Source organism: Salegentibacter chungangensis, assembly GCF_042678405.1.
GTDB lineage: Bacteria > Bacteroidota > Bacteroidia > Flavobacteriales > Flavobacteriaceae > Salegentibacter_A > Salegentibacter_A chungangensis.
Genome location: NZ_JBHTLI010000001.1, coordinates 359069 through 381328 on the forward strand (window position 1 = coordinate 359069; position 22260 = coordinate 381328).

22 protein-coding genes are annotated in these 22260 nt (G+C 43.6%); 10 read left to right on the plus strand and 12 right to left on the minus strand.

Annotated elements, in window-relative coordinates:
* Positions 1–225: 225 nt before the first annotated feature.
* Positions 226–1542 (minus strand): RIP metalloprotease RseP, encoded by a 1317-nt coding sequence (gene rseP, locus ACFQ3Q_RS01560; RefSeq protein ID WP_380742247.1) that lies wholly within the window; start codon positions 1540–1542, stop codon positions 226–228.
* Positions 1543–1696: 154 nt separating this feature from the next.
* Here rseP and ACFQ3Q_RS01565 point away from each other — a divergent pair, with 154 nt between their 5' ends.
* From ACFQ3Q_RS01565 to ACFQ3Q_RS01580, 4 genes are all read left to right on the plus strand, one after another.
* Positions 1697–2371 carry an SCO family protein gene (locus ACFQ3Q_RS01565; protein ID WP_380742249.1) on the plus strand — a complete coding sequence of 225 codons (675 nt, stop codon included), beginning with the start codon at positions 1697–1699 and terminating at the stop codon, positions 2369–2371.
* A gap of 79 nt (positions 2372–2450) precedes the next feature.
* Complete coding sequence (locus ACFQ3Q_RS01570) at positions 2451–2681, plus strand: FeoA family protein (protein ID WP_380742251.1); 231 nt, start codon at positions 2451–2453, stop codon at positions 2679–2681.
* Position 2682: 1 nt separating this feature from the next.
* The gene (gene feoB, locus ACFQ3Q_RS01575; RefSeq protein WP_380742253.1) at positions 2683–4785 is read left to right on the plus strand and encodes a ferrous iron transport protein B; all 2103 of its coding nucleotides are present in this window, start codon (positions 2683–2685) and stop codon (positions 4783–4785) included.
* Between the two features lie 30 nt (positions 4786–4815).
* The gene (locus tag ACFQ3Q_RS01580) at positions 4816–4962 is read left to right on the plus strand and encodes a hypothetical protein (protein WP_380742255.1); all 147 of its coding nucleotides are present in this window, start codon (positions 4816–4818) and stop codon (positions 4960–4962) included.
* A 20-nt stretch (positions 4963–4982) separates the two neighbouring features.
* On the opposite strand, the gene ACFQ3Q_RS01585 is transcribed toward ACFQ3Q_RS01580, so the two are convergent.
* Both ACFQ3Q_RS01585 and ACFQ3Q_RS01590 read right to left on the minus strand, forming a co-directional pair.
* Positions 4983–5807, minus strand: coding sequence for a ZIP family metal transporter (locus tag ACFQ3Q_RS01585; RefSeq protein WP_380742257.1), 825 nt, complete (start codon positions 5805–5807; stop codon positions 4983–4985).
* 2 nt (positions 5808–5809) lie between these two features.
* On the minus strand, positions 5810–6466 hold the full coding sequence (locus tag ACFQ3Q_RS01590; RefSeq protein WP_380742259.1) for a metal-dependent transcriptional regulator: 657 nt from the start codon (positions 6464–6466) through the stop codon (positions 5810–5812).
* A gap of 100 nt (positions 6467–6566) precedes the next feature.
* Between ACFQ3Q_RS01590 and ACFQ3Q_RS01595 the strand changes: the two genes are divergently transcribed.
* Positions 6567–8855 carry a TonB-dependent receptor gene (locus tag ACFQ3Q_RS01595; RefSeq protein WP_380742260.1) on the plus strand — a complete coding sequence of 763 codons (2289 nt, stop codon included), beginning with the start codon at positions 6567–6569 and terminating at the stop codon, positions 8853–8855.
* A gap of 12 nt (positions 8856–8867) precedes the next feature.
* On the opposite strand, the gene ACFQ3Q_RS01600 is transcribed toward ACFQ3Q_RS01595, so the two are convergent.
* Complete coding sequence (locus tag ACFQ3Q_RS01600; RefSeq protein ID WP_380742262.1) at positions 8868–9602, minus strand: TerB family tellurite resistance protein; 735 nt, start codon at positions 9600–9602, stop codon at positions 8868–8870.
* Between the two features lie 183 nt (positions 9603–9785).
* Here ACFQ3Q_RS01600 and ACFQ3Q_RS01605 point away from each other — a divergent pair, with 183 nt between their 5' ends.
* From ACFQ3Q_RS01605 to ACFQ3Q_RS01615, 3 genes are all read left to right on the plus strand, one after another.
* Positions 9786–10196 (plus strand): BrxA/BrxB family bacilliredoxin, encoded by a 411-nt coding sequence (locus tag ACFQ3Q_RS01605; RefSeq protein ID WP_380742264.1) that lies wholly within the window; start codon positions 9786–9788, stop codon positions 10194–10196.
* A 135-nt stretch (positions 10197–10331) separates the two neighbouring features.
* Positions 10332–11063 carry a lysophospholipid acyltransferase family protein gene (locus ACFQ3Q_RS01610; RefSeq protein WP_380742266.1) on the plus strand — a complete coding sequence of 244 codons (732 nt, stop codon included), beginning with the start codon at positions 10332–10334 and terminating at the stop codon, positions 11061–11063.
* 29 nt (positions 11064–11092) lie between these two features.
* Complete coding sequence (locus ACFQ3Q_RS01615; protein ID WP_380742268.1) at positions 11093–11746, plus strand: HD domain-containing protein; 654 nt, start codon at positions 11093–11095, stop codon at positions 11744–11746.
* On the opposite strand, the gene ACFQ3Q_RS01620 is transcribed toward ACFQ3Q_RS01615, so the two are convergent.
* The 8 genes from ACFQ3Q_RS01620 to ACFQ3Q_RS01655 all read right to left on the minus strand — a co-directional run bounded on the left by ACFQ3Q_RS01620 (position 11743) and on the right by ACFQ3Q_RS01655 (position 19889).
* The gene (locus ACFQ3Q_RS01620; RefSeq protein WP_380745570.1) at positions 11743–12819 is read right to left on the minus strand and encodes a PA0069 family radical SAM protein; all 1077 of its coding nucleotides are present in this window, start codon (positions 12817–12819) and stop codon (positions 11743–11745) included. The two genes, ACFQ3Q_RS01615 and ACFQ3Q_RS01620, sit on opposite strands and share 4 nt — an antisense overlap.
* Before the next feature lie 68 nt (positions 12820–12887).
* Complete coding sequence (locus tag ACFQ3Q_RS01625) at positions 12888–13670, minus strand: enoyl-CoA hydratase/isomerase family protein (protein WP_380742271.1); 783 nt, start codon at positions 13668–13670, stop codon at positions 12888–12890.
* Positions 13671–13673: 3 nt separating this feature from the next.
* On the minus strand, positions 13674–15131 hold the full coding sequence (locus ACFQ3Q_RS01630; protein WP_380742273.1) for a sensor histidine kinase: 1458 nt from the start codon (positions 15129–15131) through the stop codon (positions 13674–13676).
* Between the two features lie 32 nt (positions 15132–15163).
* Positions 15164–15712, minus strand: a complete 549-nt coding sequence (locus ACFQ3Q_RS01635; RefSeq protein WP_380742274.1) for a CopD family protein — start codon at positions 15710–15712, stop codon at positions 15164–15166.
* Positions 15713–15772: 60 nt separating this feature from the next.
* Positions 15773–17128 (minus strand): MATE family efflux transporter, encoded by a 1356-nt coding sequence (locus tag ACFQ3Q_RS01640; RefSeq protein WP_380742276.1) that lies wholly within the window; start codon positions 17126–17128, stop codon positions 15773–15775.
* Positions 17128–18162 (minus strand): ferrochelatase, encoded by a 1035-nt coding sequence (hemH, locus tag ACFQ3Q_RS01645; protein WP_380742278.1) that lies wholly within the window; start codon positions 18160–18162, stop codon positions 17128–17130. Before hemH ends, ACFQ3Q_RS01640 begins: the two co-directional genes overlap by 1 nt.
* A 93-nt stretch (positions 18163–18255) precedes the next feature.
* Positions 18256–18987, minus strand: a complete 732-nt coding sequence (locus ACFQ3Q_RS01650; RefSeq protein ID WP_380742280.1) for a ThuA domain-containing protein — start codon at positions 18985–18987, stop codon at positions 18256–18258.
* A 2-nt stretch (positions 18988–18989) separates the two neighbouring features.
* Positions 18990–19889, minus strand: a complete 900-nt coding sequence (locus ACFQ3Q_RS01655) for an AraC family transcriptional regulator (RefSeq protein ID WP_380742282.1) — start codon at positions 19887–19889, stop codon at positions 18990–18992.
* A gap of 200 nt (positions 19890–20089) precedes the next feature.
* On the opposite strand from ACFQ3Q_RS01655, the gene hemA reads away from it, so the two are divergent.
* Together hemA and hemC are read left to right on the plus strand one after the other, a co-directional pair.
* Complete coding sequence (gene hemA / locus ACFQ3Q_RS01660) at positions 20090–21346, plus strand: glutamyl-tRNA reductase (RefSeq protein ID WP_380742284.1); 1257 nt, start codon at positions 20090–20092, stop codon at positions 21344–21346.
* The gene (hemC, locus tag ACFQ3Q_RS01665) at positions 21343–22257 is read left to right on the plus strand and encodes a hydroxymethylbilane synthase (protein WP_380742287.1); all 915 of its coding nucleotides are present in this window, start codon (positions 21343–21345) and stop codon (positions 22255–22257) included. Before hemA ends, hemC begins: the two co-directional genes overlap by 4 nt.
* The last annotated feature ends 3 nt before the right edge of the window (positions 22258–22260 follow it).

Genomic DNA, 22260 nt, shown 5'->3' on the forward strand with positions numbered 1-22260 from the left:
GGTTAGTTTACGTAATAAAATGACTATCCATTAAAACAATTGCTTCGTAGGGGCGGGCAAAATTTAAAGGAAGATTGAATTTTAGAGCATAAAAATAGCTTTTTTTAACAAATGGGCCCGCTTATAAAAGATTTTCCTTAATAAAACTGCTTTCCTGGCTACATTTAGAGCATAAAAAAGCCGGGCAAATCCCGGCTTTCTATTATATAAATTCAATACTGATATTTATTCAAACAACCAGCGGTAAATATCATTTCCGTTAGCATAAAGCACAAGCGCGATCAATAAGAAGAAACCTACCATTTGTGCGATCTCCATAAACTTGTCATTAGGTTTCCTTCCGGTAATAATCTCATACATCAGGAACATCACGTGCCCGCCATCCAGTGCCGGGATAGGAAGTATGTTCATAAAGGCCAGGATTATGGAGATAAGCGCTGTAGTGCCCCAAAATGCCTTCCAGTTCCAGGTCTCAGGGAACATTCCCCCAATAGCTCCAAAACCACCCAGCTGGGTTGCTCCCTTTGCGGTAAATACATACTTGAACTGGTAGATATAATCTCTTAAAGTCCAGTATCCATAATCAAATCCTTCTTTGATGCTTCCCGCCAGACTGTATTTCTTGGTCTGGAAGTCAAAATCAAACTCGTTGGTCACCCCAAGTTTCCCTTCTTCGTCTGGAGTGATCATTACGCTTTTTATTTCATTCCCTCTTTTAAAGACCAGTTCAATCTCTTTTCCCTTATTTTCATTCACAATAGGAGCCAGTTCGTGCCAGTATCCTATTTCCTGATTATTCAGGGAAATAAGGCTGTCACCTTTTTTAAGGCCGGCTATTCCAGCCGCTCTGTCGGCAACCACACTATCCAGTATAGGCCTCTGAATAGGAATAAAAGGCTGCATCACTCCGGTCTGGAACATCGTAGAACCAATCTCTTCGGGGAGCTCAACAGTTTCCTTAGTCCCGTCTTTATGAAGAACGGTAACAGAATTCACGCCTCTCATAAAAAGATGACGGTTAATATCAAGACTGTTTTCAAAGTCCTTTCCATTTACCTCAAGAACCCTGTCCCCATCTTGAAACCCATATTCTTTAAATTCTTCTGCCACAGCGAAACCTTTAGGCATATCATCTGGTCCCACAAAATTGGTTCCCCAAACGAAAATGATCATCATATAGATCAGAAAACCAAGAACAAGATTAACCGTTACTCCTCCAAGCATAATAATAAGTCGCTGCCAGGCTGGTTTACTTCTAAACTCCCAGGGTTGGGGAGGTTTTTCCATCTGCTCCTTGTCCATACTCTCATCTATCATACCGGATATTTTAACATACCCCCCAAGAGGCAGCCACCCGATACCATAAACCGTACCCCCGATCTTCTTCTTGAAAAGAGCGAATTTCACATCAAAAAACAGGAAAAATTTCTCGACGCGGGTCTTAAATAATTTAGCAGGAATAAAATGCCCAAGCTCATGCAAAACTATCAGTAATGATAAACTAAGCAGTAACTGTATGGCTTTAACTATAAATGGATCCATTCTTTAATCTTCAAATTTTAATCGCACAAAAGTAATCTTTTAAAAACTCTTATAAAAGCTTATAGGCCACTGCATAAACCAAAAAAGAAATTTTCCCAAATTCTATTCGACTAAGTCGTTGTCAGCCCCTATTTTTGTAACAAATCTGTAAAAAATGCTTCAGTTTTTCGCCAAGTTTAAAAAGTTTGCCATTGTACTTTTTGTGCTTTCGGTCTTCATTATCTGGGCTATATATTCGCTGCTGAAGCCGGAAGAACGACTTCCCGTCTTTCAGCCCGATATGGTGAATGCTGAACTCGTGGACACAACGGTACAGTACGTAAGAAAATACCATACAATAGCCGATTTTCAACTTATAAATCAGAATGGCGATACCATTACTCAGGATTTTTACAAGGACAAGATCTATGTAGCTGACTTTTTCTTTACTACCTGTCTTAGCATTTGCCCAATTATGACAGATCATATGCTGAAGATTCAGGAAAAGATCAAGGATGATCCCGAAGTATTTCTGCTTTCTCATACGGTTTTCCCAAAAACGGATAGCGTTCCGGTGCTAAAGGAATATGCTGAAGAAAAAGGGGTGATAGACAAAAAGTGGAATCTGGTGACCGGAGACAAAAAAAAGATATATGAACTGGCAAGAAAATCTTACCTGGCTTCAAAGAGCGACGGAGACGGAGGGCCATATGATATGATACATACCGAGAATTTTGTGCTGGTGGACAAGGACAGGCAAATTCGCGGATTTTATGACGGGACCAATCCCGAAGCAATTGAAGAATTAATGGCAGACATTAAAATATTAAAGGCTGAATACCAGCGCTAGTACTTTTTTAAGCCTGAGGCTTTTCTACTAGTTTATTTTACATTACTTTTGCCTTGTTTAAAATCAATCTAAATAAACTTTGAAGGTAACCGTAGCTCATTTAAAACGCGGACAACGCGGAATTATTAAGGAGTTTTCAGTAGAGCGCGTTCCTCTCAAGCTTCTCGAAATGGGATGTCTTCCGGGAAACGAGGTGATGCTCGTTCAAACTGCTCCTTTTAAGGATCCTATGTACCTCAATGTAAACGGCAGCCACCTGGCCATTAGAAAAGAAACCGCATTACAAATAGAAATTGAGCTAATAGATTAATATGGGCAAACAAATTAATGTCGCATTAATTGGAAATCCCAATACAGGAAAAACATCGGTTTTTAACCAGCTTACAGGACTCAATCAAAAAGTTGGGAATTACCCGGGAATCACTGTAGAGAAAAAGGAAGGGATAAGCAAGCTGGATCGCACCCTTAAAGCTCATATCATAGACCTGCCGGGAACTTACAGCCTTAATGCTTCTTCCCTCGATGAAAATGTGGTCATCGAACTGCTGCTCAATAAAAACGATAAAGATTACCCCGATGTCGCCATAGTAGTGAGCGATGTCGAAAATCTCAAGAGAAACCTTTTACTTTTCACACAGGTGAAAGACCTGGGTATACCTACCATCCTGGTGGTCAATATGGCCGACAGGATGAAACGAAAGGGAATTTCTCTGGATATAGACCTGCTGGAGGAACGCCTAAAGACAAAAGTTGCCCTGGTCAGTGCCAGGAAGAATTTAGGAATAGACCACCTAAAGGAACTGATAAAAAATTACCGTCAGATTCCCACCGAGCCCTGTGTAAATGCTTCTGTAATAGATCCGGAATACTTCGGGAATCTGCGAAAGACATTTCCTAACCAGTCCCTATACAAATTATGGCTGGTCATCACACAGGATGTGAACTTCGGGAACATCAACAGGTCAGACCTTAAAAAGAATCCCGATTTCAGTACGAAGTCTACCAGTGACCTGAAGCGGCTTCAGCAAAAGGAAACCATATTAAGATACCAGTTTATCAACGGGATCCTGAAGGAAGCCTTGAAAATAGACCGAAATGCCGCCACCGATCTCAGAGCAAGATTCGACCGCGTGCTTACCCATCAGGTTTGGGGCTATGTGATCTTTTTCGCTATTCTTCTGCTTATTTTCCAGGCAATTTACAACTGGTCCAGTTACCCGATGGATCTCATAGACGCCACCTTCGCCTCTATGAGCGAATGGGCGAAAGGAACACTGCCTTCAGGGGTTTTCACCAACCTTATCGCCGAGGGAATAATTCCCGGGCTTGGTGGGATCGTGATCTTTATTCCGCAAATCGCCTTCCTGTTCCTCTTCATTTCGGTCCTGGAAGAAACGGGCTATATGAGCCGTGTTGTATTCCTGATGGACCGCATCATGCGCCGTTACGGGCTTAGCGGAAAAAGCGTTGTGCCACTTGTATCGGGAACGGCCTGTGCCATCCCGGCGGTAATGGCCACCAGGAATATTGAAAACTGGCGGGAAAGACTTATTACCATCCTTGTGGTGCCCTTTACCACCTGTTCGGCAAGATTACCGGTTTACCTTATCATTATAGCACTTGTAATCCCTGACAAAGCTTTCTTTGGGTTTAACCTTCAGGGATTAACATTAATGCTGCTCTACCTAATAGGCTTCGGAATGGCTATCTTTTCGGCCTGGTTATTGAACAAAATATTAAGCATAAAGACACGCAGCTACTTTGTGATCGAAATGCCTAATTACAAGGTGCCAATGATCAAGAATGTAGCGATTAATGTGGTTGAAAAAACAAAATCATTTGTGTTGGGCGCCGGGAAGATCATCCTTGCAATCTCGGTAATACTGTGGGTCCTGGCGAGCTACGGTCCGGGAGATGAATTTGAGAATGCCGAAGAGATCGTGACCGCAGAATATGCTCAGGATTCAGGTATTTCTCAAAAAGATCTTGACGAAAAGGTCGCTTCATTTAAACTGAAGAATTCCTATATCGGAATTATGGGAAAAGGAATAGAGCCGGTTGTGGCGCCGCTTGGTTACGACTGGAAAATAGGGATCGCCATCATAAGCTCTTTTGCCGCACGGGAAGTTTTCGTAGGAACCCTGGCCACAATTTACAGTGTGGGAAGCGACGAGCAGGAAACCATACAGAACCGGATGGCGGCCGAGACAAATCCGGTGCTGGGTGGGCCCTTGTTTACCTTTGCCAGCGGAGTAAGCTTATTGCTTTTCTATGCTTTTGCAATGCAGTGTATGAGCACCCTTGCGATAGTTAAGAAAGAAACCAACACCTGGAAATGGCCTGTTCTGCAGCTTTTTGTTATGAGCGCATTTGCTTATATTGTTGCTCTCATTGCATTTCAGTTCTTAAAATAACAGAAACAGGAGAAAAAAGAAATTGAGATTATGGAAATTCTACAGCAAATACTTGTATTAATAACCTTTCTAATAGCAGTAGGCTACCTGTTTACCAAATTCATCTGGATGCCTCCTTTTATGAGAAAAAATGAAAAGGTAAAAGCCTGCGGTGTTTCAGGTTGTGGCTGCGATTAAGTTCCTGCCTGCTTTTTACTCTATCCAAGCCCCACATCCAGGGTCATCATTATCATAAAACCGCCAATAAAGCCCATAGTGGCGATATCGGTATACCGTTCCTGCTGAGACTCGGGCACTACCTCTTCCACTACAACAAAGATCATTGCTCCGGCCGCAAAAGATAAAGCATAAGGTAAAATAGGTTTGAAGGTCATTACTGCCCAGGCACCCAACACAGCAGCCATTGGCTCAACGATGGCCGATAACTGCCCGTAGTTAAAGCACTTCCATCTTTTCATACCCTGTCTTCTTAACGGCATAGCAACAGCAAAGCCTTCGGGAAAGTTCTGAAGCCCAATTCCAATAGCAAGTGCCACGGCTCCACCAATGGTGGCTCCTTCGAATCCGGCGGCCACACCTCCAAACAACACCCCAACAGCAAGACCTTCTGGAATGTTATGCAATGCAATGGCCAGGGTTAAAAGCGTTGATTTATGCCAGGGAGTTTTTATACCCTCCTTCTCACTCATCCTGAAATTCACGTGAAGGTGAGGAAGAATCTTGTCAAGTCCAAAAAGAAAAAGGGCCCCTAACGCAAAACCTACAACTGCGGGAATTACTTTCTCGAAACCTTCTCCCGGGCTCATTTCGATTCCCGGCGCCAGCAAACTCCAGAAACTGGCTGCCACCATAACCCCGCCGGTAAACCCTAGCATCCCATCAAAGAATGCACGGTTCATATTCTTAAAAACGAAAACAAGTGACGCACCAAGAGCAGTCACTCCCCAGGTGAATAATGTAGCTAAAAAAGCCGCCATTACCGGGTCTAATTGTTCGAAATACGCTACAACTTCTTTCAACATAATCAAGTGGTTTTTAAGTATAGATTACTGGAGATCACATTAGAGATTCTCAACTCCTCTCCATCAATTTCAATAAGCATAGACTGATCAAAAGACTCCTTATCCTTTACCAGGATCTCCTTCCCGAGTGCTATCCCGTTTTTATCAAGGTATCTCAGAAATTCCGCTGAAGAATCCTTAACCCCCATACAAACTCCACGCTGACCCTTATCCAATTGAGCCAAAAGCAGCTGGTTGGAAACGGTAAAATTACCATCAGCATCAGGGATGGGATCTCCGTGCGGGTCCCGCTTTGGATATTCCAGGAAACGATCCAGTTCCCTGGTAAGTTTTTCAGATTTTATATGTTCTAACTGCTCGGCAACTTCGTGCACCTCATCCCAGGTAAAATCAAGCTTTTCCACGAGAAAGACCTCCCACAGCCTGTGCTTTCTTATCACTTCTATAGCTGCCTGCTTTCCTTCCTCACTAAGCCTCACCCCCTGGTACTTCTTATAATTCACCAGCTTCTTTTCAGATAGCCGTTTGATCATATCGGTCACCGAGGATGCCTTGGAGTCCATTTCTTCAGCCAGGGCGTTCGTACTAACCCCTGACTTATAGGTTCGCTCAAGGTGAAATATTGCTTTTAGATAATTCTCTTCCGAAAAACTGAACATCGTTTTCATTTTCTGCAGCCAAAAATACATTTTTTTATTGAAACAATCAATTTTTTAGGTTCGTCTAAATTTTATTTATAATTTTGCCAAAAATAAATTTATGAAACTCCCTGCAACACTCGTATTATTAATTTCCGTATTCTGTGTAACTGCACAGGAAGCCTCGGTCTCAGGTAAGATTTCTGCGGAAGGCATCCCTATAGCCTACGCCAATATCTACCTGGAGAACACGAACATAGGAACAACGTCCGATGAGCAGGGAGTCTATTCCCTAAAAGTTCCCCAGGGCCATCACGATCTTATTATTCAGGCGGTTGGTTATAAAAAAGAGAAGTATCATCTCGAAATTTTCAGCAATAAGTCTAAAGAGCTGAATTTCAACCTAAAAGAAGATGTTACCGGCCTTAATCAGGTAGTGGTTTCTGCCAGCAGAACCGGACAGTTAAGGCAAACCGCTCCGGTGATAGTTTCGGTAACTTCAGCCAAAGACTTTCAGGCCACCCAATCCATCAGTCTTAGTGAAGGACTAAATTTTCAACCCGGCCTTAGGATGGAAACCAATTGCCAGAACTGCGGATTTTCTCAAGTAAGAATGAACGGGCTTGACGGAGCCTATTCACAGATTCTCATTGACAGCCGTCCTGTTTTTAGTGCACTAAATGGTGTTTACGGACTGGACCAGATTCCCGCTAATTCTATAGAACGGGTAGAAGTGGTTCGTGGCGGAGGCTCGGCCCTTTACGGCTCGAATGCCATTGCCGGAACAATAAACATCATCACCAAGGAACCTACAGAGAACCTGTTCGAGATTGCCAGCAATTTTGCGGCAATTGACGGAAAGGCCGGCGACAAAGCGGTAACCCTTAACGGAACAGTACTCTCCGACGATTACAATGCCGGGTTAAGCATTTTTGGAATGTTCCGGGACAGGAATCCTTTTGATAAAAACGGAGACGGATTTACCGAAATAACCGAAGTTGAAAATAAAACTTTTGGCTTCAAGGCCTTCTACAAGCCAAACGAACGAAGCAAGTTAAGCCTCGACTTTCACACGATACACGAATACAGGCGCGGTGGGAACAAGCTGCATCTCTTACCTTACGAATCTGACATTACCGAACAGATAGAAAGCGACGTGGTAGGCGGAGGGCTTACCTACGAGGCCTTTTCAAAATCCAAAGACTGGAAGTATTCGGTTTACGGAACAGCGCAGTTGTCTAAAAATGACAATTTTTACGGCGGAAAAGGTGAAACCCTTGAAGAAAGCCTTAAAGGCTTTGGAAATACCAAAGATGAGACCTTTGTCCTGGGGGGACAGACTTCCTACAACCAGGAAAACTTCCTTGGCGGGACTGCAACTTTCACAACCGGAACCGAATTCAAGCACAGTGAAATGGCCGATTCAAAGCCCGGATACAATGCATTCATCGATCAAAACCTTAACATTCTTGGCGTATACGCACAACAGGAATGGCAGGCAACCGAAAAACTAAAGGTTCTTGGTGGCCTGAGAGCAGATTTCCACAATATCGCAGAAGAAAAAGTAGTGATCAACCCAAGAGTGAATGTACTTTACAGCCCATCTGAAAACCTGCAGTTAAGAACCAGCTATGCCAAAGGATTCCGTGCGCCACAGGTCTTCACCGAAGACATTCACGCCCGCATCGCAGCAGGAGAGATCAGCCTGGTTCAGCTTTCAGACGATCTGAAATCGGAAACCTCGCATAGCTTTTTAGCCTCAGCTGAGTGGAGCAAGACCACTCTGGATAAGGATTACCGATTTACTTTGGAGAGTTTCTACACCAGGCTTAAGGACCCTTTTGTTCTGGAAAGAACTTCAGAAACGGTCTTCGTAAAACGTAACGGGCAGGGTGCCGATGTTTACGGAGTAAATCTTGATGCCGTTTACGCGCCAAATGAAGACTGGATCTTTCAGGCAGGAGGTACCATTCAGAAGGCCACTTACGACAGCCCCGTACGTTACAGCGACGACCCCGAAGCCTCACTTGAAAACGCCGAGAATTTCTTTAAATCTCCTAATATTTACGGGAACTTCATCCTTACATATGCTCCGGTTAAAGCCTGGCAGAACAACCTTTCAGGGGTGTACACGGGTAGTATGTACGCACCACATCTAGCAGGTTATATTGAACAGGATCGCCTGGAAAAGACAAGGGATTTTATGGAGATCAACCTTAAAACGGCTTACACTTTTAATCTTGCCAATAACTTTCAGATGGAAGTGAATGCAGGAGTGCAGAACATCTTCAATGCCTACCAGGAAGATTTTGATTTCGGGGTAGACCGTGATGCCACTTATATCTATGGCCCATCAAGGCCAAGAACGTTTTTTATAGGATTGAAAATCGGGAATAAACTGCTTCAGTAAACGGAAAGAAGTCTACATTCGCCTTTCCTTCTGGATCTGTTCATAGGCATCCTGAACCTTTCTGAATTTTTCCTCTGCCCCTTTCCGGTAAGCCTCGTCCATATGGCCAAGTTTATCGGGATGGTATTTTTTAGCCATTTTACGGTAGGCCTTTTTAACCTCCGCATCGCTGGCACTTTTATCGATCTCAAGGATCTTATAGGCATTATCGGCACTCTTCAGGAACATCGCCTTGATACTCTCAAAATCGTGACTATTCAGCCTTAGATAACCCGCGATCTGGGAAAGCTGGTTCAGTTCAGCCTGAGAAATATTACCATCGGCCTGCGCAATGCTGAATAAAAAGTGAAGAATCTGAAGCCTGACCTCATAACGCGTCCTGCTATGCAAATAAGCACAAATGCGTTGTGCAGAGATCTCTCTGTTTTTGATCACCTCATTAAAAGTGCGAAATGTAGCATTGGCGCGCTCTTTTCCATAGGCCCGAACAAAGTAGGCACGAACATAGTCGAGTTCGGTTTGTGAAACCTGACCGTCTGCCTTAATGACCAGCGAAGCCAGGGAAAGCAGGTTCAGTTCAAAATCGCCGGGTGAGACCCTGGATTTCTGGGTGCCTCCCATATTCTCGAACAATCCTCCTGCGGAACGGATATAATTGTCAAGCAAAGATCCTATGATAAATCCAAGGATGGCTCCGGGAAACCTGAAGTAAATATAGCCCAGAATAGCGGCGAACCATTTAATCATTAAAGCGAATTTTGAGGCAAAGATACTATTTTAAAGAAGTTTTTATGAATATCAACCACCCACTTCTCCAACGCTCATTATGATAAATTCAACTTATTCGCTCATAGTAATTTGAGATATGCTCAGCTGAAGTTAATTTGGTATCTTTGTAACTTGTTAAAGTTTAATAATAAAACCTAATATATGTATCCAGCAGATTTAGTAAAGCCAATGCGTGAAGATTTAACAAGCATCGGTTTTGAAGAATTACATACCGTGGAAGACGTAGAGGCAGCAATGAAGAAAGAAGGAACCACACTGGTTGTGGTAAATTCGGTTTGCGGATGTGCTGCAGCTAACGCCCGTCCAGGAGCAAGAATTTCATTACAAAACTCTAAGACCCCAGATAACCTTTATACCGTTTTTGCCGGTGTAGATAAGGAAGCTACAGATAAAGCAAGAGGCTTTATGGTACCGTTCCCGCCATCTTCACCATCTATGGCGCTTTTTAAAGACGGAGAACTGGTACATATGCTGGAGCGTCATCACATTGAAGGTCGTCCTGCCGAAATGATCGCAGAGAACCTTGTGGGTGCTTACAACGAATTTTGCTAAGCAACTTTAATTAAGAAGCTTTAAAAAGGCTGTCGGTTACCGGCAGCCTTTTTTATTTCAGGCATTTAAAAGCCTGCACCCGGCATTTGCAGATTTACTTCTGAAAAACCTATTTTTGTAGCCTTAAACATCAAGATGAAAAAACTACTTTCTTATCCGCTTTCGGTACTTTTTTATATCATATTTTTTCTGGTCCTGCTTATTTTCCATCCTATCCAATGGATATGCCTGAAACTGGGCGGATATGAAGCGCATAAAAAGAGCGTGGATATCTTCAACCTTTTCCTGATGAATACCCTAAGGATCCTGGGAACAAGGTTCACCGTAGAGGACCAATATGACCTGCCTTTAAACAGGCCCTGTATCTTTGTGGCCAACCACCAGGGAATGTATGATATTCCACCTATTATCTGGCATTTCAGAAGACAACATCCAAAGTTTGTCAGTAAAAAAGAACTGGGAAAAGGAATCCCAAGTATCTCCTTCAATTTAAGGCACGGAGGTTCCATTCTAATAGACCGAAAGAACAAGAGGGATTCCCTGATAAAAATGGCCAAATTCGCCAAATACCTGAATAAGACTAAGCGCTCGGCAGTGATCTTTCCTGAGGGAACCAGAAGCCGCGACGGAGCTCCTAAAAAATTCAGAGGAAGCGGGATGATCTTACTCTTCAAGCAAATGCCCGAAGCCCTTATCGTACCAGTTACAATCAACAATTCCTGGAAGCTTTTTAAAAGCGGAAGTTTTCCTATGGAACCCGGCGTACACATCAAGCTGAAAGTGCACGAGCCTATCGCAGCAAACTCTGATGACCCCGAAAGCCTTGCCGCAAAGGTAGAGCGAATTATCACCGCCGATATTAAATAATGCCGCCAACAGCCCTAAAGATTATATTTATGACCAATCCTTCTATCATAGAGAACACCATAGAATTTGTAAAGGAGACCCTGGAGGGAGCCGAAGGTGGCCACGACTGGTTCCATATAGAAAGGGTTTATAATAACTCCAAACTCATCGCCAAAGGTGAAGAAGCCGATAAGCTTATTGTAGAACTTGGCGCCCTCCTGCACGATATTGCCGATTCCAAATTCCATAACGGCGACGAAAGCCTGGGCCCCAAAGTAGCTGATGAGTTCCTGAAGACCCAGGATGCTTCTGAAGAAGTACGAAACCACGTGATAAAGATCATCGAAAACATCTCTTTTAAAGGCGGGAATACCGAACGTAAATTCAGTTCGGCAGAGCTGGATATCGTTCAGGATGCCGACAGGCTGGATGCGCTTGGAGCGATAGGCGTTGCCCGTGCCTTCAACTACGGAGGTTTTAAAGGAAGGGCGCTTTTTGATCCCAAGGTCAAACCGAACCTTGATATGACCAAGGAAGAGTACAAGGCTTCCACCGCCCCAACCATTAACCATTTCTATGAGAAACTGCTTCTTCTAAAAGACAGGATGAATACCGAAACAGGCAAGAGAATTGCTGAAGAAAGGCATAGGTTTATGGAAGATTACCTGAAACAGTTCTATGCCGAATGGGAAGGTCTGGCTTAGAAAAGCTTTAGCTGCCCGTCTTTAAATTCTTCGTGCAGGTCGCAGTTCAGGCTGAACTTCTTTCGGTCTTTCAGATATTTGTTTTTAGCGATCTTAAACTGCTGGGCTACCTGGGTTGCAAACTCCCCTTCGCCCTTCATTCTTGTTCCAAACCGGCTGTCGTTAAGGCTGCCCCCGTGAATATTTTCGATCTGATGAAGCACCTTATCGGCCCTGTCTGGCATCGCTTTTTTTATCCAGTCGGTAAAAATACCTCCTATAGCGCCGTTCAGGCGTACAATGGTATAACCTACACTTAAGGCTCCCCTTTCCGAAATTTCTTTCACCAACGGCATAATCTCGTGACTGTTAATGGAAGGGATTATGGGGGCCATCATCACGTTCACCGGAATCCCTTCCGCTGAAAGTCTTTCCACGGTCTGCAGGCGTTTTTTTATGCTCGCCGTTCTTGGCTCCAGTACCCTTCGGGTTTCTTCAGCCAAAGAAGTCACTGATATGTTAACGTGCACCAGGTCATCTTTTGCCAGTTCCTTAAGAAGATCCAGGTCCCTTTGAACAAGTGCATTCTTGGTGATAATTCCCACCGGATGACGGTATTTAAGGAAAGTCTGCAGGAGTCTTCTGGTAATCTGCAGCTTCTTTTCTATGGGCTGATAGCAATCGGTATTTCCGGAAAGCACTATGGGACTTGCCTGCCAGCTTTTGCTGCTGAGTTTCTTTTCAAGCAGTTCCACGGCGTTTTGCTTTACCAGTATCTTTTGCTCAAAATCGAGCCCGGCGCTATACCCCCAGTATTCGTGCGAATTTCGGGCATAGCAATAGATACAGCCGTGTTCACAACCCTGGTACGGATTCAGCGAATAATTAAGCCCAACGTCCGGACTGTTCACTTTATTAACAATGGTTTTTGGAAAGGTATCTATCAGGCTTGTTCTGGAGTCTCTTACCTCATCCCCTTCCGCAGCGCAGTAATTCAGGAAGTCATCACGAAACTCGTGGCTGTGCGCATCAAACTTATTATGAACATTTTGTTGCGCTCCCCTTCCTTTTATAAAATCCTGTGATAAAGACATATCACAAAAATATGGATTATTTCCTTTTTTACGGAAATAATCCATATTAAGTTTTTCTTATTTGGGAACTATTTTCCCGGAAAGTCGGCTTTGCGTTTATTCAGAAAGGCTGATGTACCTTCTTTAAAGTCGCCGGTACCAAAGGAGTTTCCGAATTCCTCGATCTCAGTTTCGAAGCCGTTCACCCCGGCTTCATAATTAGCATTAACCGCTTTGATCGCAGCTTTAATAGCCACCATCGAATTCTTCATAATCTTGGCCGCAATATTTTCAGCAAATTCAAGCAGTTCCTCCTGGCTGGTCACGTGGTTCACCAGGTTGTACTGAAGCGCCTGGTTGGCGTCTATCATTCCTGCGGTCATTATCATTTCCATAGCCCGGCCTTTGCCTACAAGCTGTGGCAGGCGCTGTGTTCCTCCATAGCCAGGGATCACTCCTAAAGATACTTCGGGAAGCCCCATTTTGGCATTTTCACTGGCAACTCTAAAATGAGCGGCCATAGCCAGCTCCAGTCCGCCCCCAAGAGCGAATCCGTTTACGGCTGCAATAACCGGTTTGGAATAATTGGCAACATAATCGAACAATTTCTTCTGCCCTTCAGCCGCAAGCTTCTTTCCTTTTTCAGCAGAAAAATCGGCGAATTCGCTGATATCTGCTCCGGCCACAAAGGCTTTTTCTCCGGTGCCGGTAAGGATCACCACTTTCACCTCATCTTCCATCCCTTCATTAGCAAAGGCCTGGTGAAGCTCTTCAATGGTATCGCGGTTTAAAGCATTTAATTTTGAAGGCCTGTTGATGGTAATTCGAAGAATGCCTTCGTTCTCTTCAGTTAAGATATTCTGATAACTCATAGTTTATGATTTTGGAAATCGCACCTTAAAGATAGTGCCTTTATTTGGTTTTGAAGTAAAACTGATGCTCCCGTTATAGGTCTCCACAAGGTTCTTCACCATTGCCAGCCCAAGGCCCATTCCACTTGATTTAGTGGTGAATTTCGGTTCAAACACCTTGTCTTTGTTCTCCTCGGAAATCCCTGCACCATTATCACAAATAGACATACACACCGCATCCTTTTCGTTATGAATGCTCACCACTATCTTGGGATCCGGGGTTTCCTTAAGGGCCTGGATGGAGTTCTTCACAAGGTTGGTCACCACGCGAATGAGTTGTGTCCTGTCAAATTTTGCCAGGATCTCCTCTTCTTCAGAAGAAAATACGATATAATCTTCGTTAAAGATATCCAGTGCCAGTTTAACGATCTTAGGCACATTAAGGGTCTCGCTTTGCTGGGCCGGCATTTTCGCGAAATTAGAAAAGGCAGAAGCTATGGAGCTCATCGTATCGATCTGGTTGATGAGCGTGTTGCTGTATTCTTTTACTTTAATGTCGATATCGGGATCGTTCTTATCGAAATTACGCTGAAAGCTCTGTACGCTCAAACGCATAGGTGTAAGCGGATTCTTGATCTCGTGTGCCACCTGTTTAGCCATTTCGCGCCAGGCCTGCTCCCGTTCCCCTGTAGCCAGTTTCACGGCACTTTCTTCCAGCTCATCTATCATACTGTTGTAAGCCGAAACCAAAGCATAGATCTCTTCGGAAGCATTACTGATCTCTATCTTCTGGTTCCGCTTGTCAAGCCGGGTCTGGTTGATCTTATCTGAAATGATCTTAAGCGATTTGGTAATATACCTCGAAAGCAGAAAAGACATTAAAATGGCCAGAACAAGCATAAAGAGATAGATTTCCCCCATTCTCATAAGGAAATTGTTAAGATCACGGTTCAGCAGGCTGTCATCCTGCACATAAGGCAGGTAGAGTATGGCCAGGGGCTTGAACTTATTATCGGTGACATAGGTATAGGAAGACTGGAATTTCTGCCCGTTTACCTCAGATTTCTTAAGGTATCGTCTGTCTGAAGAAGCATCCAGTTTTTTGATAATTTCAGGGTCGATATGCGCGTCGGTGGTGTCCTTAAAGAAAGACTCTTCAGACTTTACAAGAAGATCCCCTTTAAGGTCATAAATCTTAATGGGCATTTCGTGCACCTGAGCCATTTCATAAATCTTGTCCCGCTCCTTGAAAATAGGCTCAATATTCTCAGTATTCACAATAAAAGTAGTACTCGCAAGCACAAACTTGATGTTTTCCCTGATGGCTTCCTCTTTGCGTTCCAGCCTTTCGCGGTGATAATTTTCAGCCTCCTGTTTGTACTGATAGACCGTTACCCCGGCGATCAAAATAGAAGCTCCCAGCACCAAAAGTATCATGGAGATAAAAATACGGGTACGCAAAGAGACTTTTATAAGCTTCATACGGGCTTTATTAGAGCAATTATCACACCAGTTTAGGCATCCGGATTCTTAGTTCTTATTCGTTTATACATTTTGAAACCAAGCATCAGGATCCCTGAAAGTAAAAAGATCCCGATCACACCATAGATCCAGTTAATGGCATCACGTACTATCACCAGAAAGATGACTGCAAAAAGTATTAAAGTGGAACCTTCGTTCCATAACCTCATCTGGTTAGAAGTCCACTTAATCACATCCTGCTGAAGCTCTTTAAAGAGCAGGTGGCATTTGTAATGATAGGCGTATAAGAGTACCACAAAACCAAGCTTTACCAGCATCCAGTCCTGGGACAGCCAGCCTGGCATCAGGTATAAAAGCCAGAAGGCGAAAAGGCTCGCAAGCACCGCTGAAGGCCAGGTAATGATATACCAGAGCCTGCGGGTCATAAGTTTTAACTGTTCCCCAAGGATACTCCTGTCCGGTTCAGGTTTTTCAGCAGATTCTATCTGGTACACAAAAAGGCGGGGGATATAAAAAAGCCCGGCGAACCAGGTGATCACAAAAATGAGATGTAAAGATTTAATGTAGCTGTAGTATTCCACTATTTTCAGTGATTTTAATGAAACCCGGACTTTGGGTTTGATGATCTAAAATAACAAAATCTAATCTTTTATCGGCGGATTCAATCTAAGTCTTATTTCGCGGTTAAGAAAATACCCCGTCACTATGGTCGAAAGCACGTCGGCTATTGGAAAAGAGATCCACACCCCTATTTCACCGTAAAACATCGGCAGGATCAGGATAAGGGGGATAAAAATGAAGCCCTGCCTGGAAAGCGTTAGCAGGAGGGCCGGCACCGCCTTCCCAACGGCCTGAAAATAGGCAGCCCCAATTAATTGTAAAGCGATAATGGGGGTAGCCGCAAAAACCCAGCGCATTGCCGGAGGCGTATCTTTAATAATATCAGGATTCTTGGTAAAGACTTTTACTATATCTTCAGAAAAGAACATAATACCTGCAAAGACAAGCAATCCAAGAATACAGGAATACAGGATAGCCGTATTAATGCTTTTCCGAACCCTCTGATATTTCTGCGCTCCATAATTAAAGCCGGCAATAGGCAGAAATCCCTGAGTAACCCCAAGCACCGGAAATAGTGCGAACATCAGCATTCGACCTATGATCGCATAAACCGCTACCGAATCTTCTCCTCCCAGGTTAAACAGGATATTATTCATCAACAGGTAAGTGATACTTACCACCGCCTGTCTTGAGAGGGTCACAAAGCCAAGGGAAGATATCTCCTTAAGGATAGTAAAATCCAGCCCAAAATGGCTGAAGCTGATCTTTAATTCGGAATATTTTGAAAGAAAGAACCACAGAATAAAGGCTAAGCACAGCAGGTAGGAAGCCGTAGTGGCCCAGGCAGCACCAAACATTCCCAGCCCCATTCGGTTTATAAAAATATAATCGAGGATCAGGTTTCCCACAGACGGAATGATCATCGCGATCATCCCGAATTTCGGTTTCCCTTCGGCCCTTATCACCGTATTGCCCATCATAGCCAAGGCAAGAAAAGGTACTCCGTAAAGCACCACGGTATAGTAGATCTTCGCCGGTGCAAAAATATCGCCTTTTCCGCCAAATGCAGGAATGAGAAAATCTATAAAGCTAAGGCCCAAAACCACCAATATCACAGTCAAGATAAGGGTAAGCGTGATCTGATTTCCAAAAGTACGAAGGGCACGTTCTTTATTTTCAGCACCTAGGGCACGGGAAATAATGGAAGAGCCTCCTATCCCTATTGCCATCCCCAGAGCGGCGATAAAAAAGGAGACGGGAAGAACCACATTTATAGCGGCAATTGCGACAGACCCTATCCAGTTTCCAACAAAAATAGTATCTATCAGGACATTCAGGGACATGACCAGAATACCTACCGATGCGGGAAGAGCCTGTTTTATAAGAAGTCTGCTTACAGGTTCCCGGCCAAGCGCCGCTGCGTTTATCCTTGCCATCAGGCTTTAACGGGCTTTTTGAAGGCCCATTCATCTATCCAGCGGGACAGTACATTCACCCAATCCTGCCGGTCGTTAAGACAGGGAACTACGGTAAACTCCTTACCTCCCACCTCGTGGAAGATCTCTTCGCCTTCCATTGCAATTTCTTCCAGGGTTTCCAGACAATCTGAAACGAAAGCAGGAGTTACAATAGCAAGTTTTTTCATTCCCTGCTTTCCAAAGCGTTCGATTGTACGATCTGTATAAGGCTGCAGCCAAGGGTCGAAGCCAAGCCTGGACTGAAAGGATACACTGTAAGTGTTTTCCTTTAATCCAAGGTATTCGGCTACAAGCCTGGTGGTTTCAAAACACTGATGCCTGTAGCAGAACTGATGGGCTACTGAAGGGCTTTGGCAACAGGTTCCGTCTATTTTACAATGAGACTTGGTGACATCACTTTTCCTGATATGTCTTTCCGGCACGCCGTGATAGGAGAACAGCAAATGCTGAAAATCCACTCCCTCGAGCCTTTCAGAAATACTTTCTGCCAGGACCCTTATATAATCGGGATGATTATAGAAAGGCGGCACCGTAGTGAATTTCATATCTGGGAAATGCTTCTGCCGCAATTCTTCGGCAAGCACGAGAATAGTCTCGGTAGTGGCCATCGCAAACTGAGGGTATAGCGGAAAAAGAAGAACTTCATCCACCCCTTTATCATTCAGCTCCTGAAGGCCCGATAAAATATCAGGATTTCCGTAACGCATAGAAAGGGCAATAGGTATAGATGTCAATGAATCTATTTTTGCCTGAAGTCTTTCGGAAAGTACAATTAAAGGGGAACCTTCCTCCCACCAGATCTTTTTATAGGCTTCAGCAGATTTCTTAGGCCTTGTGTTCAACACTATTCCTTTTACCAGGAGTGTTCGGGCCCAGTAAGGCACGTCTATCACTCTTTCGTCCATCAGGAATTCACCCAGATATCTTTTTACGTCTTTAGGATCGGTGCTATCGGGAGAGCCCAGATTGACCAGCAGTACACCTTTACTCATATTTTTTCTTTTTCAGGAGGCAAAATTAAGATTATAATTTTTAGCAAAAGACCAATCGCAATTGCAGTTTCTTATACGGGCATAGAGCCGGTTTTAATCTATATGTTCTGCCGTTGCAAATTGAATGCATCGCAGAAGATGTTCCCTAAACCGGGGCTCAATATAAGACTCTATGGTATGACCGCCTCCGGTATAAATAGCTTTCCCGCCCCCGGGAAGCTCCTGATACCAGGCAATAGGATGATTTTCGCCATTCTCTCCTCCTTCATAAGTACTTTCATCCAGTCTTAACAGCATCTCAAGATGGGGGCTGATATTCTTATAATTATACCACTCATCTCTCCTGGTCCAGACCCCAGACAAATGAGAAACCGTTAAATGATCTGGTTTTTCAACAATGATCTCGGCTTCGGCAACAGGCGGGTGGCCATTAAAATAAGCTCCTACCAGGTTGCCGTACCAGGGCCAGTCATATTCGGTATCGGCGGCAGAATGAATTCCGAAGAAATTCCCGCCACCCTCAATATATTCTTCAAAGGCCTGCTGCTGTTTATTGTTCAGCACATTTCCGGTGGTATTCAAAAAGATCACCAGTTTATATTTCTTAAGATTTTCTGGTGAAAATTCTTTGGCTTCATCGGTCTCAGAAACCTTAAAACCATATTCCTCTCCCATTTCTTCAATGGCTTCTATACCCGCCGGAATAGATTTATGCCAAAAGCCTTTGGTCTTGGAAAAGACAAGCACTTCTGGTTCCTGTGCAAAACCAATCACATAACTAAAAAGAAAAATCCCCAGTATGGGAAGCTTGTTAATCAAATTCATATTTAAACACTTGTAGATAAAGACATTATATATTTTTTAGGCGTAGTGCCAAATTTCTTTTTAAAAGCAGCTATAAAATGGCTCGCGGTGCTGTAACCCACCTTCAATCCCACTTCATTCACATTATACTCGCCGGTATTGAGCAGTTTACGGGCATACTCCATTTTATAATCGAATAGAAAACTATAGACCGAATCGCCATAGATCTGCTTAAACCCCTCCTTCAGTTTTTTCAGGCTCAGGTCTATTTCTTCCGAAAGCTCCTGCAAAGAAGGCGGTTCTACCATTCGCGAGATCACAATATCTTTGGCTTTTCTGATCTTCATTATATTTTCTTCATCACTAAGAAAAGGACATTGCTCCACATTCGCATCTTCGGCCCTGTTAAAATAAAGGCTCAGCAACTCATATGCCTTGCTTTTAAAATACAGGTTTTTAATGCTTGGCGTTAGATTAAAATTCATCACCTGGTTCAACACTATGGCCATAGATGGAGAAATTGGCGCGTCTTTGTAGTATTTCTTGTCCTTATTCTCCGGGCTTAAAAAGCTGATGTAATCGGCTTCCTGAGAGAAAAGCGCGTGAAATTTCTTGATGGAGATCACCAGGGAAACCATCCAGGAGTTGGGCTGCAATTCCAGGTTTAGCGGCAGATTTCGCTGCGGATTATACAAGATCAAAGATTTCTCTTCGGCCAGCGGCAACTCATAACTCCCCTTATTGAACAGAAATTTAGCCGCACCTTTCACGTTGAAGTGAAACTGCAGGAAACTGCTGTCTATCTCCCGTATTATTTTCTGAATTTCAGCGGTATCATTCTGAAACTTAAGTATGAAAAAGCCTTCTTCAATCTTCGTTTCATCTACATACCTTTGAGCGATATTTTTTTCTTCAATTTCCATACTTAAAATCGACATTTTATTTAGAATGAGTCTAAACAAATAGTATTAAACCATCTGAATTTACTACAAAAATAGCGTAAATCAATAGGTTGGTTCCAAATTTTATGATAAATATCAGCAAACGACATATTTAGTACTTACAGCGTTATATTTTTAGTAGCCTTTGTTTTACTTTTGCCACAGAATTCCTAAAAAGGTACATGGAAGATTATCACGTTTCTAGCGGAAAACATTTTTATACCATTGGTCTTAGTTACAAAAAGGCCGATGCAGAGATAAGAGGACATTTTAGTCTGGATGAGGAAGGAAAAGCCAGATTACTGGCGCAGGCGAAGACAGAGGGCATAGACGCGATTCTGGTAACATCTACCTGTAACCGTACCGAGATTTACGGTTTTGCACAACACCCGTTCCAGCTAATCAAGCTTCTTTGCGAACACACCCATGGTACAGTAGAAGAGTTTGAAAAAGTAGCTTACGTTCATAAGAACAAAAGCGCTATTTCCCATATGTTCCGGGTAGGAACCGGACTTGACAGCCAGATCTTGGGTGACTTTGAGATTATAAGTCAGCTTAAGACAGCTTTCATCCGCTCTAAAAACCTTGGACTTGCCAATGCATTTTTAGAAAGACTGGTAAATGCCGTGATCCAGGCAAGCAAACGCATTAAGAACGAAACGGAGATCTCCTCGGGAGCTACCTCGGTAAGCTTTGCATCGGTACAATACATTCTTAACAGTATAGAAAATGTTTCAGAAAAAAACATTTTGCTTTTCGGGACCGGTAAAATAGGCAGAAACACCTGTGAGAACCTGGTGAAACATACCCGGAACGAGCACATTACCCTTATAAACCGAACCAAGGATAAAGCCGAAAAGATTGCCGGAAAATTCAATCTTATTGTAAAAGATTACGCCGATCTTCAGGCAGAGATCAGAAATTCGGATATTCTGATAGTAGCAACAGGGGCTCAGAACCCCACTATTTCAAAAGAACTTATCTATACCAATAAAGATCTGCTTATCCTGGATCTTTCCATTCCAAAGAATGTTTCGGAAGATGTGACCCTTCTTGACAACGTGAAACTTGTTCATCTGGACCAACTTTCACAAATGACCGATGAAACCCTGCAAAAACGCCGACAGTTCATCCCTCAGGCCGAGATTATCATCCAGGAAGTTGAAAGCGATTTTAACAGCTGGCTGGAAACAAGAAAATTTGCGCCAACCATCAAAGCCCTTAAGAAGAAACTCAAGGGTATGAAGGACGCCGAGTTGGATTTTCAACGCAAGAAAATTGAAGACTTCAACGATCAGCACGCTGAAATTGTGAGCAATCGTATTATTCAGAAGATCATGAAGCATTTCGCAAACCATCTGAAAGGAGATTCAGAAACTACAGACGAGAGTCTTGAGCTTATCCAGAAGGTCTTTCAGCTTGAAGAGTACCAAAAATGAGCAAAATAATACGAATAGGCACCCGCGACAGTGAACTAGCGCTATGGCAGGCCAAAACCGTTCAGGCGGCCCTTGAAAAAGAAGGCCACAAGACCAAACTCGTTCCTGTAAAATCTTCCGGCGACCTGAACCTTGATCAGCCTCTTTATGAAATGGGCATCACGGGGATCTTCACCAAAACCCTGGATGTGGCTATGATAAAAGACGAGGTTGATATCGCCGTGCATTCCATGAAGGATGTGCCGACCGCCCTTCCTAAAGGCATTGTAGAGGCAGCCGTGATGAAAAGAGCCAACACGAGAGATGTTCTGATTCACAAAGGCCTGGATTTCCTTGAAAACGAGGGTACTATTGCCACGGGAAGTCTGCGCCGGAAAGCGCAATGGCTCCATAAATATCCAGATCATAAAGTCGTGGACCTACGGGGAAATGTGAACACCCGTATGAAAAAGCTCAAACAAAATGACTGGAACGGGGCGATCTTTGCCGCTGCAGGTCTTGAAAGAATAGATCTTAAGCCTGATAACTATTTAGATCTTAACTGGATGATCCCGGCACCCGCGCAGGGAGCAATGCTGGTGGTTGCCAAGGAAAAGGATGACTTTTGCCGAAATGCCCTTGCGCTGCTGAATCACCGTAACTCAGAGATCACTGTACATATTGAAAGAGAGTTTCTAAGGGTTCTTGAAGGCGGATGTACTGCACCTATAGGCGCTCTGGCTGAAGTAAGAAAGGGACAGGTTTTCTTTGAAGGCGCACTTTTTAGCCTGGACGGCAAAAGGAAGATAGGAGTGGAAAAAACCATCAGTCTAGATAAGTCGGAAGGTTTCGGAAGACTTTGCGCCGAAGAGATATTAAGCAATGGGGGAGCCGAACTTATGAAAGAGATCAAATCGTTCTTAAACCAGTAAGTA

Excerpts from the sequence above, each read along its gene's own strand:
- ACFQ3Q_RS01565 (WP_380742249.1), top strand. The coding sequence starts at position 1,697 with ATGCTTCAGTTTTTCGCCAAGTTTAAAAAGTTTGCCATTGTACTTTTT.
- ACFQ3Q_RS01610 (WP_380742266.1), top strand. The coding sequence starts at position 10,332 with ATGAAAAAACTACTTTCTTATCCGCTTTCGGTACTTTTTTATATCATA.
- feoB (WP_380742253.1), top strand. The coding sequence starts at position 2,683 with ATGGGCAAACAAATTAATGTCGCATTAATTGGAAATCCCAATACAGGA.
- hemC (WP_380742287.1), top strand. The coding sequence starts at position 21,343 with ATGAGCAAAATAATACGAATAGGCACCCGCGACAGTGAACTAGCGCTA.
- ACFQ3Q_RS01605 (WP_380742264.1), top strand. The coding sequence starts at position 9,786 with ATGTATCCAGCAGATTTAGTAAAGCCAATGCGTGAAGATTTAACAAGC.
- ACFQ3Q_RS01625 (WP_380742271.1), bottom strand. The coding sequence starts at position 13,670 with ATGAGTTATCAGAATATCTTAACTGAAGAGAACGAAGGCATTCTTCGA.
- hemH (WP_380742278.1), bottom strand. The coding sequence starts at position 18,162 with ATGAGTAAAGGTGTACTGCTGGTCAATCTGGGCTCTCCCGATAGCACC.
- ACFQ3Q_RS01580 (WP_380742255.1), top strand. The coding sequence starts at position 4,816 with ATGGAAATTCTACAGCAAATACTTGTATTAATAACCTTTCTAATAGCA.
- ACFQ3Q_RS01585 (WP_380742257.1), bottom strand. The coding sequence starts at position 5,807 with ATGTTGAAAGAAGTTGTAGCGTATTTCGAACAATTAGACCCGGTAATG.
- ACFQ3Q_RS01595 (WP_380742260.1), top strand. The coding sequence starts at position 6,567 with ATGAAACTCCCTGCAACACTCGTATTATTAATTTCCGTATTCTGTGTA.
- hemA (WP_380742284.1), top strand. The coding sequence starts at position 20,090 with ATGGAAGATTATCACGTTTCTAGCGGAAAACATTTTTATACCATTGGT.
- ACFQ3Q_RS01640 (WP_380742276.1), bottom strand. The coding sequence starts at position 17,128 with ATGGCAAGGATAAACGCAGCGGCGCTTGGCCGGGAACCTGTAAGCAGA.
- ACFQ3Q_RS01615 (WP_380742268.1), top strand. The coding sequence starts at position 11,093 with ATGACCAATCCTTCTATCATAGAGAACACCATAGAATTTGTAAAGGAG.
- ACFQ3Q_RS01600 (WP_380742262.1), bottom strand. The coding sequence starts at position 9,602 with ATGATTAAATGGTTCGCCGCTATTCTGGGCTATATTTACTTCAGGTTT.
- ACFQ3Q_RS01630 (WP_380742273.1), bottom strand. The coding sequence starts at position 15,131 with ATGAAGCTTATAAAAGTCTCTTTGCGTACCCGTATTTTTATCTCCATG.
- ACFQ3Q_RS01655 (WP_380742282.1), bottom strand. The coding sequence starts at position 19,889 with ATGGAAATTGAAGAAAAAAATATCGCTCAAAGGTATGTAGATGAAACG.
- ACFQ3Q_RS01650 (WP_380742280.1), bottom strand. The coding sequence starts at position 18,987 with ATGAATTTGATTAACAAGCTTCCCATACTGGGGATTTTTCTTTTTAGT.
- ACFQ3Q_RS01590 (WP_380742259.1), bottom strand. The coding sequence starts at position 6,466 with ATGTTCAGTTTTTCGGAAGAGAATTATCTAAAAGCAATATTTCACCTT.
- ACFQ3Q_RS01620 (WP_380745570.1), bottom strand. The coding sequence starts at position 12,819 with ATGTCTTTATCACAGGATTTTATAAAAGGAAGGGGAGCGCAACAAAAT.
- rseP (WP_380742247.1), bottom strand. The coding sequence starts at position 1,542 with ATGGATCCATTTATAGTTAAAGCCATACAGTTACTGCTTAGTTTATCA.